General features: G+C 62.5%; 7 protein-coding genes and 2 pseudogenes. All 9 read left to right on the forward strand.

Going from position 1 to position 12,093, the window contains the following annotated elements:
• Positions 1 to 561 precede the first annotated feature (561 nt).
• Positions 562 to 801 (forward strand): annotated as a pseudogene (locus ACQVLG_RS08575) (TonB-dependent receptor plug domain-containing protein); the annotation flags it as partial.
• Positions 802 to 1,414: 613 nt separating this feature from the next.
• On the forward strand, positions 1,415 to 2,998 hold the full coding sequence (locus ACQVLG_RS08580; protein ID WP_474293957.1) for a TonB-dependent receptor: 1,584 nt from the start codon (positions 1,415 to 1,417) through the stop codon (positions 2,996 to 2,998).
• A 114-nt stretch (positions 2,999 to 3,112) separates the two neighbouring features.
• Positions 3,113 to 4,465, forward strand: a complete 1,353-nt coding sequence (locus ACQVLG_RS08585; RefSeq protein WP_474293959.1) for an MFS transporter — start codon at positions 3,113 to 3,115, stop codon at positions 4,463 to 4,465.
• A 165-nt stretch (positions 4,466 to 4,630) separates the two neighbouring features.
• A complete protein-coding gene (locus ACQVLG_RS08590; RefSeq protein WP_474293961.1) occupies positions 4,631 to 5,578 on the forward strand; it encodes a glycoside hydrolase family 43 protein in 948 nt (315 codons plus the stop codon).
• A 17-nt stretch (positions 5,579 to 5,595) separates the two neighbouring features.
• Entirely contained in the window at positions 5,596 to 6,666 is a 1,071-nt protein-coding gene (locus ACQVLG_RS08595; protein ID WP_474293963.1) for an aldose epimerase family protein, read from the forward strand.
• A gap of 196 nt (positions 6,667 to 6,862) precedes the next feature.
• Entirely contained in the window at positions 6,863 to 8,608 is a 1,746-nt protein-coding gene (locus ACQVLG_RS08600) for an IlvD/Edd family dehydratase (protein WP_474293965.1), read from the forward strand.
• A 12-nt stretch (positions 8,609 to 8,620) separates the two neighbouring features.
• A pseudogene (gene araD1, locus ACQVLG_RS08605) lies at positions 8,621 to 9,623 on the forward strand (AraD1 family protein).
• Positions 9,620 to 11,197, forward strand: a complete 1,578-nt coding sequence (locus tag ACQVLG_RS08610) for an aldehyde dehydrogenase (NADP(+)) (RefSeq protein WP_474293967.1) — start codon at positions 9,620 to 9,622, stop codon at positions 11,195 to 11,197. The pseudogene araD1 and the gene ACQVLG_RS08610 overlap by 4 nt, the downstream one beginning before the upstream one ends.
• A gap of 35 nt (positions 11,198 to 11,232) precedes the next feature.
• A complete protein-coding gene (locus tag ACQVLG_RS08615; RefSeq protein WP_474293969.1) occupies positions 11,233 to 12,000 on the forward strand; it encodes an SDR family NAD(P)-dependent oxidoreductase in 768 nt (255 codons plus the stop codon).
• The last annotated feature ends 93 nt before the right edge of the window (positions 12,001 to 12,093 follow it).

Raw genomic sequence — 12,093 nt, forward strand, 5'->3', positions numbered from 1 at the left:
TTTGGGTTGATGAGTACTGCGCCCATGTCAATAATGTCTGCACCGCCGCCTCCGACGAGGCCCGATTCTGGCCTGTGACAAGGCACCATCCGTCAGTACCCATCCGTCAGATACCAGGCCCATTCGGCGCCCATCCAGCAATGACTGTCGTTTTCCAGGACGCCCCTGCCGTTGTCGCTTCACACCCTCCAAAGTCCCTCCATCGCCGATATCGAAATTGATATCGAAACTGCGGAAAAATTGATTGGAGAGATTATCGCCCAGCCCCTAAGATAAACGCCGAGCATGCGCACGACATGCAAGCGACATAAAAAATATCAACACAATATCTGGAGATTCATGATGCGCCACGCCACCGGCCCGCTCGCGGCCACTTTCCCTCGTCCATTCACCCTGAAGGCCGCCGTTGCGGCATTGGCCGGTATCGGCTTGCTGAGCTCGGCTTCGGTGTGGGCGCAGGAGGCGGTGGCGGCCGATGCCAGTGCCGAGCCTGCCGCGGAAGTGGCTGTCGTGACCGTCAGCGGCGTGCGCCGCTCGGCGCAAAATTCGCAGCAGATCAAGATGCGCTCGGACCAGGTCATCGATTCCATCGTCGCCGACGACATTGGCAAATTCCCCGACAACAACGTGGCCGAGACCCTGGCGCGCATTTCCGGCATCCAGATCCGCCGCGATTCGGGCGAGGCCAGCGCCGTCATGATCCGCGGCTTGCGCGATGTCACGACCCTGCTCAACGGCCGGGAACTGTTCACCACCACGGGCCGTTACGTCAACCTGGCCGACATTCCCGCCACCATGCTGCAGCGCGTCGACGTGTACAAGTCGCAGGGCGCGGACCAGGTCGAAGGCGGCGTGGCCGGCATCATCGACGTGCGCACCAACCGCCCGTTCGACTTCAAGGATTTCACGGCTAGCGTCAACACGCGCGCCGTCTACAGCGACAAATCGAAAGCCACGGACCCGAACGTCAGCGGCATGGTGGCGAACCGCTGGAAGACGGGCATCGGCGAGGTGGGCGCGCTGCTGGGCTTGTCGCAGCAGCAACACCGCTACCATGAGGAACGCGCTTTCAGTACGGCGCCCGTGGATAAAAGTTTCCTGTCGCCCGGTTTGACGGGGCCGGACCAGGTGGGCTTGCTGCCGATCAAGGGCGACCGCCGCCGCACGACCGCCAATGCCGTGCTGCAATGGCGTCCGAACGCCGACGTCGAACTGTACGCGGAAGGCATGGCCACGCGCTTCCTGCTCGATGCCGAGTCCGATTACTTCGTTGGCTTGCCATGGTGGGGCACGCCCGTGTCGGCAACCAAGATTCCCGGCAGCAACCAGCTGCAAACGCTCACTTCCACCAACGTCAACACCATCATGTCGACGCAGGCGAACAACGAACCAGACGAAGACGCACCAGTTCGCCGTGGGCGGCTTGTGGGAAATCAACCCGGAATGGCGTTTCACGTCGGAAGTAGCCAGCACCAAAAGCACCTATGCCTGGCGCAATCCGATTCTCGACGCCATCACCGTCGTGCCGAACGCCACCATCAATACCAACCAGAACGGCACCCTGCACGTCGATTACACGGGCATCGATCTGCAAGACCCGTCGAACTACTATCTGAAGGGCTTTTTCGACCGCTACGGCGAAGACAAGGGCAGTTCGAACGACCTGCGCGCCGACCTGGCGTACACGCCGAGCGCCGGTGGCTTCTTCAAGGAAATCAGCGTCGGCTTGCGCGGCGTCAAGCGCGAAGCCGAGTCGATCAAGAGCTATGAAGGCAATGCGGAAGCACCGGACGTGTCCGGCGCCGCATTTCCGTTCAGCCGCCAGAGCGTGACCTCGATTCCGGGCCTCAATTGCCTGTCGGAACCGATGTCCAGCGGCGGTCCCCACTATGGCTTGAAGCAGTGGTATACGCCGTGCGCCAGCTTCCTGCTCAATAACACGGGCACGATCCGCCAGGCCGTCACGGGCAGCAGCGCGGCGCGCGCCATGGATCCGGGCTCGTTCTTCAAGGATACGGAAAAGACGTATTCCATCTATGCCAAGGCGAAGATCGCCTTCAAGCTGGGCGCCTACCCCGTCGATGGCACCGTGGGCGTGCGCGTGGTGCGCACGGAGCAAAGCCTGCAAGGCAATACTTCCGAGGATGGCGTGTACACGCCCGTCGTCAGCGACACGGCCAGCACCGACGTGCTGCCGAGCGTGGCCCTGAAAATCAAACTGCGTTCCGACCTGGTCGGCCGCTTCGCCGCGGGCCGCACCATCAGCCGCCCCGGCTTTTCCCAGCTGAACCCGGGCGTGGCCCTCGTCAACTCGACGGAAACGGTGAAGGCGACGGGCGCGGGCGGCAATCCGAACTTGAAACCGGTGACGGGCGACAATGTCGATGCGGCCCTGGAATGGTATTTCGCGCCGGCCGGTTCCGTGACGGCCACCGTGTTTCATCACAAGTTCGACGGCTATATCCAGCAGCGCATTGCCAGCGAAACCATCGGTGGCAAGACCTACGACGTGGACCGCCCCTACAACACGGCTGCCGGCAAGCTGCAGGGCCTGGAAATCGGCTACCAGCAGTTTTATGACCGCTTGCCCGGCATCCTGAGCGGGCTGGGCTTGCAAGCGAATGGCACCTACATGAGCGGCACCACCGACGACGAGACGGGCAGCCATGCCATCACGGGCGTGTCGCGCTACGCCTACAACCTGGTGCTGCTGTACGAAAAAGACGCGTGGTCGGGCCGCCTGGCCTACAACTGGCGCTCGAAATTCATCGACAGCTACAACCAGGGCGGCCCCGGCCTGGATTTGAAAGTGGCGCCGACGGCCCAGCTCGACGGTTCGCTGTCGTACAAGATCAACGAGCAGTTCACCGTGACCCTCGATGGGAATAACTTGCTCGACACCAAGTTCAAGGATTACTGGAACGCGCCGGGCGTGTATGCGCGCGATACGCGCCGTTATGACCGCACGGTCGGCCTGTCTTTACGCTGGAAAATGTAAGTTGGTTACACAGTAAAAAATCAAGGGCGTTGCCATGGTTTCGGCCGGCAGCGCCCCTTGCGTTGCAGTTTGGCAGTCACGCACGATTCATCATCAAAAGAATGGACGGAAAGCATGGAGACGCAAAAATTATCTACCGTTGAAAAGGTCGGCTTCGGCGCCGGCGACATGGCGCTGAATGTCGTCATTTCATCGATGATGCTGATCATCACCTTTTTCTATACCGATATCTATGGCTTGAAAACCACGGATCTTGCCCTGCTGTTCGTGGCCGTGAAAGTCATCGGCGCCATCGCCGACCTGGTCATGGGCCAGATCTCCGACCGCTACAGCTTTGCCTCGGGCCGCTACCGCCCGTATCTGCTGTGGCTGGCCGTGCCGTATGGCGTCAGCGTCTTCTTCGTCTTCAGCACGCCAGAGTGGCAGTATGACGCCAAGCTGATCTGGGCATATTCGACGTATATCTTGATGACCATCATGACGGCGGGTGTCGGCATCCCGTATATTTCCCTGATCAGCGGCCTCACCAGCGACCCGCAGGACCGCCTGTCGGCCAACGGCTACCGCCTGTTCTTCGCCAAGATCGGCGCCTTCATGGTGACCATCGTCGTGCCGGTGCTGTCGCAGCGCTGGGGTGGCGGCAACCCGGCCGTCGGCTACCAGGCAGCCATGGCCGTGATGGCCGTCATGGGCGTGGCCCTGTTCCTGTTCTGCTATTTCTCCACCACCGAGCGCGTCGTGCACGTGGTGGAAAAGCAATCGTTGCTGGCGCAGTTGAAAGTGCTGCTGCGGAACGACCAGTGGCTGGTGCTGTGCGGCGTGTGCGTCACGGGCACCATCGGCTACGTGGTGCGCGGCTCGGTCGCCATTTATTACGCGAAATACTATCTGGGCGGCAGCACGGAAACCGTGGCCGCCTTTTTGACCACGGGCGTGGTGGCCGCCATCCTGGCCATGATCGCCTCGACGTGGATCACCAAGTTTTATTGCAAGGTCAAACTGTTCCGCTACACGCAGATCGGCGTCGCGCTAATCAGCCTGGCCATCTATTTCTTCGTGAAGCCGAGCGATACCGTGCTGGCCTTCGCCCTGTATTTCCTGCTGTCCTTCGTGGTGGACTTGCACGCGCCCGTGTTCTGGTCGGCCATCGCCGAAACCATTGATTATGGTCAAGTCAAGACGGGCAAGCGCGTCTCCGGTTTCGCCTTTGGCGGCATTTCCGTGTGCCAGAAGGCGGGCATGGCGGTGGCAGGCGGCCTGGTGGGCGTGCTGCTCGCGTATTTCGACTACCAGCCCAACCATGAGCAAACGCAATTCGCTCTGAACGGCATCGCCCTGATGCTGTCGGTCATCCCCGGTTTCTTCCACCTGCTGATGGGCTTGCTGATGTTCAAGTACCGCATCAGCGATGACTATTACCGCGGCGTCAAAGTGGAAATGCACAAGCGTGGCTTTGTGGCTGCATGAGGACACCTGAGCTAACCTACTGCGCGTCGGTATAGGCGGCCTGCGATGCTCACCGTACTAGAGTACGGTTGCGCTTCTTAGCCACCTCTTCCTTCCGCTCGCTACGGTTTTCTCAGGTGTTGTAAGGCAAACTAATTTAATCTAATGAAATGATTTGGAGTGCTTATGACTGAAGTCTTGAAACCGCTGATCGAACAGCGCGCCGACCCGCATATCACCCGCCACAGCGACGGCTATTATTACTTTACGGCCTCCGTGCCCCAGTATGACCGCATCGAACTGCGCCGCGCCGACAGCATCGCCGGCCTGGCCGACGCGGAGCAAGTCGCCGTCTGGCACAAGCCGGACACGGGGCCGTACAGCGAACTGGTGTGGGCGCCCGAGCTGCACTTCAACCAGGGCGCCTGGTATGTGTATTTCGCCGCCGCGCCGAGCCGCGAAATCAAGCATAAGCTGTTCCAGCACCGCATGTATGCGATCCGCAACACCAACGCCAACCCGCTGGAAGGCGAGTGGGAATTCATGGGATCGATCGACACGGGCATCGACACCTTTTGCCTGGATGCCACCACTTTTACGCACGACGGCGTGCTGTACTACCTGTGGGCGCAGAAAGATGTCGCCATCGAAGGCAATTCGAACCTGTACATCGCACCGATGGCCACGCCGTGGCAGCTGGCCGGCCCGCCCGTGATGCTGAGCAAGCCGGAATTCGACTGGGAAATCCGCGGCTTCTGGGTCAACGAAGGGCCATCCGTGCTGAAACGCAATGGCAAGATCTTCATCAGCTATTCGGCCAGTGCCACCGATGAAAACTACGCGATGGGCCTGCTGTGGGCGGACGAGTCCGCCGACTTGCTCGACCCGTTCTCGTGGACGAAGTCGCCCGAGCCCGTGTTTGCCACCTGCTATGAGCACGGCATCTACGGCCCCGGCCACAACAGCTTTACCACGGCCGAGGACGGCGACGGCGTATTGCTGGTGTACCATGCCCGCACCTACACGGAAATCGTCGGCGACCCGCTGTGGAACCCGGATCGCCACACGTTTGTGAAGCCGCTGCGCTGGGATGCGCAAGGCATGCCCGTGTTTGGCCGCTCATCGACCCTGTAAAACCTGGACCCGACGCCATGACCCCAGTTGATTCTGTTTCAGTGACGCAAGCGCCGTTCGGCGTCCTGCCCGGCGGCGACCACGTCACCGTGTTTACCCTGACGAACCGCCAGGGCATGCAAGTGAAAGTGCTCGATTTTGGCGCCATCATCAGCGAAATCCACGTGCCGGACCGCACAGGTGCCTTTGCCGACGTGGTGCTCGGATTCGAGCGCATCGAGCCGTATCTGCACAACGGCGCTTTCCTGGGCGCCGTCATCGGGCGCTACGGCAACCGCATTGCCGGGGGACGTTTCAGCCTCGACGGCAAGGATTACCAGCTGGCCGTCAACAACGCACCGAATCACTTGCATGGTGGAAACCAAGGCTACCACCAGGTCATGTGGCAGGCCGAACCGTTCACGAAGGAAGACGCCGTGGGCGTCACGTTCACGCGCAGCAGCCCGGACGGCGAAGACGGCTACCCGGGCAAGCTCGACGTCACGCTGACCTATGAACTGGACAACGACAATGCCCTGAGCCTGCGCTACCATGCCGTCACGGACCAGGCCACGCCCGTCAACCTGACCAACCACAGCTATTTCAACCTGGCAGGGCAGGGCCATATCCTCGGCCACGAAGTGTCCATCAATGCGGACCGCTACCTGCCCGTCGATGCCGGTTCGATTCCCACGGGCGAGCTGGCGGACGTCACCGGCACGCCATTCGACTTGCGCCAGAGCACCGTCATCGGCGACAGCATTGACTTGCCGCACGAGCAGATCCGCACCGGGCGCGGCTACGACCATAACTTTGTGCTGAATCAACAACCCGGTCAGCTGCTGAACCTGGCGGCCACCGTGCGCGATCCGCAATCGGGCCGGGTGATGCAGGTGTACACGCAGGAACCGGGCATCCAGTTTTATTCCGGCAATTTCCTCGACAGCAGCCAGTATGGCAAGCTGCGCGCCATCAGCTACCGCAGCGCGCTGTGCCTGGAAACCCAGCATTTCCCCGATGCGCCGAACCAGGCGCATTTCCCGAACACCATCTTGCGCCCGGGCGAGGAATACCGGACGGAAACCGTCTACCGGTTTTCCGTAGAGTAAGCGCCCCAGCCAAAATCGCCCACGCCCTGCCGCCATGCGCCCGCAGGGCGTTTTCATTGGCACATGCCGATATCGTTTTCGATATCGGAACGCATTAAAAATTGATTGGAAAGGCATGGCAGGATTCTTTAGTATTCCAACATCGCTGCCCGGGCCGACGACCTTAGATCCGGCATGGCACAACCAGGAGAATGGCATGTCTGAGACAAAAAAGAAGGTACCCCTGCGCTCGGCCGAGTGGTTCGGCTCGCAGGACAAGAACGGCTTCATGTACCGCAGCTGGATGAAAAACCAGGGCATACCTGACCACGAATTTCACGGCAAGCCCATCATCGGCATTTGCAATACCTGGTCCGAACTGACTCCTTGCAACGCGCATTTCCGCCAGTTGGCCGAGCACGTCAAGCGCGGCATCCTGGAAGCGGGCGGTTTCCCCGTGGAATTCCCCGTCTTCTCGAACGGCGAATCGAATCTGCGCCCGACCGCCATGCTGACGCGCAACCTGGCCTCGATGGACGTGGAAGAATCGATCCGCGGCAACCCGATGGACGCCGTCGTGCTGCTGGTCGGCTGCGACAAGACGACGCCGGCCCTGCTGATGGGCGCTGCCAGCGTCGACATTCCCACCATCGTCGTCAGCGGCGGCCCCATGCTGAACGGCAAGCTGAACGGCAAGGACATCGGTTCCGGCACGGCCGTGTGGCAGCTGCACGAGCAGATGAAGGCGGGATCGATCACCTTGCACCAGTTCATGTCGGCCGAATCGGGCATGTCGCGCTCGGCCGGTACCTGCAACACCATGGGCACGGCCTCGACGATGGCCAGCATGGCCGAAGCGCTGGGCACGTCCTTGCCGCACAACGCGGCCATTCCCGCCGTCGATTCGCGCCGCTACGTGCTGGCGCACATGTCGGGCATCCGCATCGTCGAAATGGTGCACGAAGACCTGCGCCTGTCGAAAGTGCTGACGCGCGAAGCGTTCCAGAATGCCATCAAGGTCAACGCGGCCATCGGCGGCTCGACCAATGCCGTGATCCACCTGAAAGCCATTGCCGGCCGCATCGGCGTGCCTTTGGAGCTGGAAGACTGGACCAAGACGGGCCGTGGCACGCCGACCATCGTCGACCTGCTGCCGTCGGGCCGTTTCCTGATGGAAGAGTTTTACTACGCGGGCGGCTTGCCGGCCGTGATACGCCGCCTGGGCGAGGGCGACGACTTGCTGCCGCACAAGAATGCACTGACCGTCAACGGCAAGTCGCTCTGGGACAACTGCGTCGAAGCGCCGATCTACAACGATGAAGTGGTGCGCACCCTGGACAACCCGCTGCTGGCCGATGGCGGCATCTGCGTGCTGCGCGGCAACCTGGCGCCCCGCGGCGCCGTGCTGAAACCGTCGGCCGCTTCGCCGCATCTGATGCAGCACCGGGGCAAGGCCGTCGTTTTCGAAGACTTTGAACATTACAAATCGCGCATCGTTGATCCGGATCTGGACGTCGATGCCAATTCCGTGCTGGTGATGAAAAATTGCGGCCCGAAAGGTTATCCGGGCATGGCGGAAGTGGGCAACATGGGCTTGCCGCCGAAATTGCTGGCGCAAGGCATCACCGACATGGTGCGCATTTCGGATGCGCGCATGAGCGGCACCGCCTACGGCACCGTCGTGCTGCACGTGGCGCCGGAAGCCATGGCGGGCGGCCCGCTGGGCATTGTGCGCGACGGCGACATGATCGCCCTCGACTGCCACGCCGGCAGCCTGAACATCGACATCAGCGACGCGGAAATCGCCGAACGCCTGGCGGCCCGCGAACTGGGCAGCGCGCCCGGACCGAAGAGCGGCTACCAGCAGCTGTACATCGAACACGTGTTGCAGGCCGATGAAGGCTGCGATTTCGACTTCCTGGTCGGCAATCGCGGTTCCGCCGTGCCGCGCCACTCACACTAAGCGGAGACAATTATGCTGTTGCTGCAATTTACGAATGAACATGGCGGGCGCCTCGTCGGCCTGCTGCAAGACGACGTCATCCGCGTCATCGAAGGCTACAACACGACCTATGCGCTGGCGCAAGACGCCATCCGCAAAAAGGTGAGCCTGGCGGAGCTGGTGAATGCCAGCGTCGGCAACGCCACGCACCTGTATGCGGATGTGGCCGCCAGCGGCCGCCTGCTGGCGCCGCTCGACCATGCGGACGAGGCGCACTGCTATGTGACGGGCACGGGCCTGACCCACCTGGGCAGCGCCGGCGCGCGCGACGCCATGCACAAGAAGATCGGCGGCGATGCCGAGTCCCTGAGCGACTCCATGAAAATGTTCCGCCTGGGCGTGGAAGGCGGCAAGCCCGCCGACGGCACGGCCGGCGCCCAGCCCGAATGGTTCTATAAAGGCGACGGCTCCATCGTGCGCGCTGGCGGCCAGCCGCTGCGCATGCCGGACTTTGCCCTGGACGGCGGCGAAGAGCCGGAAATCGCCGGCCTGTACGTGATCGGCGACGACGGCCAGCCTTACCGGGTCGGCTACGCCATCGGCAATGAGTTCTCGGACCACGTGACGGAACGCCAGAACTATCTGTACCTGGCCCACTCGAAGCTGCGCATGTGCAGCGTGGGTCCGGCCCTGCTGGTAGGCGAATTGCCCGCGCACATCGCCGGCAGCTCGCGTGTGCTTGATGCGGCCGGCAAGGTGCGCTGGGAAAAGGCGTTTGTCAGCGGCGAAGAGAATATGTCGCACACGATTGCCAACGATTGCCAACCTGGAACACCATCACTTCAAGTATCCGCTGTTCAAGCGCCCTGGCGACGTGCACGTGCATTTCTTCGGCACGGCCACCCTGAGCTTTGCCGATGGCGTCAGCGTGGCGCCGGGCGAAACCTTTGAAATCGAAGCGCCGGCCTTTGGCCCTGCCTTGCGCAACCGCCTCGACGTCTTCCCAACCGAATTTGCGAAAGTGAGCACATTATGAGTTTCAATATCACCGGTGATGCATTGATCGGCGGCGTCGCCGTCAAGGGCAATGGCGGCTCCTTCGAAGCGTGGGACCCGGCCGCGCGCGCGCACATCGCGCCCGCCTTCCACATGGTTGACGTGGCGCAAATCGATGAAGCCTGCCGTCTGGCGCAAGCAGCCTTCGACCCGTTTCGCGCCACCACGGATGCGGAACGCGCCGACTTTTTGGACACCATCGCCGCGCAAATCGGCGAACTGGGCGACGACTTGATCGTGCGCGCCATGATGGAAAGCGGCTTGCCGCGCGCGCGCCTGGAAGGCGAGCGTGGCCGCACCGTGGGTCAATTAAAACTGTTCGCCGGCTTGCTGCGCGAGGGTTCCTGGACCGATGCGCGCATCGATTCGGCGCTGCCGGACCGCGTGCCGCCCCGTCCTGACTTGCGTTTGCGCATGATCGGCCTGGGCCCCGTCGCCGTGTTTGCCGCCAGTAACTTCCCGCTGGCCTTCTCCGTGGCCGGCGGCGATACGGCCTCGGCCCTGGCGGCCGGCTGCCCCGTCGTGCTGAAAGCCCATTCGGCCCATCCGGGCACGTCCGAGCTGGTGGCGCGCGCCATCGTCAAGGCGATTGCCATCTGCAAGCTGCCGGTTGGCGTGTTCGCCTTGCTGACGGGCACGGGCAATGGCATCGGCCAGGCGCTGGTCGCCCATCCGGCCATCCAGGCCGTCGGCTTTACGGGTTCGCGTTCGGGCGGCATCGCCCTGATGAAGGTGGCGGCGGAACGCCCGCAGCCGATCCCCGTGTATGCGGAAATGAGCAGCATCAACCCCGTGTTTGCGCTGCCGCAAGCCCTGGCTGCCCGTGGCGCGGCCATCGCCAGCGGTTTTGCCGCGTCGCTGACGATGGGCGTGGGCCAGTTCTGCACCAATCCCGGCCTCGTGCTGGGCCTGGAAGGTGCCGACTTCACGGCGTTTGCCGCCGCCGCCGCCGAAGCGCTGGCGCCGGCACCGGCCGCCACCATGTTGACGGCTGGTATCGCCAGCAGCTATGCGAAAGGCGTGGCCGCGCTGGCGCAGCACGCCGATGTGACGCCGCTGGTGCAAAACACGGGCGAGGAAGGCAAGGGCGCCGCCGCCCTGTTCGTCACCTCGGGCGAGGCCTTCCTGGCCAGGCACGACTTGCGCGATGAAGTCTTCGGCCCCGCTTCCCTGCTGGTGGCGTGCCGCGACATGGAGCAAATGCTGGCGATCACGGAAAGCCTGGAAGGCCAGCTGACGGCCACCCTGCAGATGGATGCGGGCGACCTGGAAGACGCGCGCCGTTTGCTGCCCGTGCTGGAGCGCCGCGTGGGCCGCATCCTGGCCAACGGTTTCCCGACCGGCGTGGAAGTGTCGACGGCGATGGTGCACGGCGGCCCGTTCCCGGCCACGTCGGACGGCCGCAGCACCTCGGTAGGCACGGCGGCCATCAACCGCTTCCTGCGCCCCGTGTCGTACCAGAACCTGCCGCAGGACTTGCTGCCGGAGTCGCTGCGCGATGATAATCCGCTCAGTATCTGGCGCCGTCACGATGGCGTGCTGGGCAAACGTTAATTACAAAAAATAAAAAATACACAGGTGGAGACAAGATGAAGCAATTGGCGAAATATGGCAGCTTGCAGGGCAAGCGCGTGTTCATCACGGGTGGCGGCAGCGGCATCGGCGAATCTTTGGTGGCGGAATTTGCCGCCCAGGGCGCGCTGGTGGCGTTTGTCGACATCGCCGTGGAAGCGAGCGAGGCCCTGTGCCGCCGCCTGGCTGAAGCGGGCCTGACGGCGCCACTGTTCCGCCATTGCGACATCACGGATATTGCTTCCCTGCAAGCCGTCATGGCGGAACTGGCGCAGAAGCTGGGCGACTTCGATATCCTCGTCAACAACGCGGCCAACGACCAGCGCCACCAGGCGCAGGACGTCACCCTGGAATACTGGAACGAGCGTATTGCGATTAATCAACGTCCGATGTTCTTCACCTGCCAGGCCGTCTTCGAAGGCATGAAGCGCAGGGGCGGCGGTTCCATCATCAACGTCAGCTCGATTTCCTGGCACATGAAGTCGGGCGGCTATCCCGTCTACGCCACCACCAAGGCGGCCGTCGTCGGCCTCACACGGGGCCTGGCGCGCGATTTCGGCGCCCATAACATCCGCGTCAATACCGTCACGCCCGGCTGGGTCATGACGCAGCGCCAGATCGAACTGTGGGTCGACGAGGCGGCGGAAGCGGAAATCAAGAAGAGCCAGTGTCTGCCCAATAAAATGATGCCGCAGGACATCGCCGCCATGGTGCTGTTCCTTGCCTCCGATGACGGCGCGATGTGCTCCAGTCAGGAATTCATTGTGGATGCTGGCTGGGTATAAGCCTTAGCGCATCGTTTAATTCGCGCCGGCACTGACCGGCAACTCCGATCTTGAAACTCCCCTCATGCCGCCCCAACCCCGCGGCAGGAGAGG

It is taken from the genome of Janthinobacterium sp. TPC_1, from assembly GCF_056037845.1.

What these genes read in the sequence shown, in the direction of transcription:
- ACQVLG_RS08610 (WP_474293967.1), top strand. Translation starts at nt 9,620, where the DNA reads ATGAGTTTCAATATCACCGGTGATGCATTGATCGGCGGCGTCGCCGTC.
- ACQVLG_RS08615 (WP_474293969.1), top strand. Translation starts at nt 11,233, where the DNA reads ATGAAGCAATTGGCGAAATATGGCAGCTTGCAGGGCAAGCGCGTGTTC.
- ACQVLG_RS08590 (WP_474293961.1), top strand. Translation starts at nt 4,631, where the DNA reads ATGACTGAAGTCTTGAAACCGCTGATCGAACAGCGCGCCGACCCGCAT.
- ACQVLG_RS08595 (WP_474293963.1), top strand. Translation starts at nt 5,596, where the DNA reads ATGACCCCAGTTGATTCTGTTTCAGTGACGCAAGCGCCGTTCGGCGTC.
- ACQVLG_RS08600 (WP_474293965.1), top strand. Translation starts at nt 6,863, where the DNA reads ATGTCTGAGACAAAAAAGAAGGTACCCCTGCGCTCGGCCGAGTGGTTC.
- ACQVLG_RS08585 (WP_474293959.1), top strand. Translation starts at nt 3,113, where the DNA reads ATGGAGACGCAAAAATTATCTACCGTTGAAAAGGTCGGCTTCGGCGCC.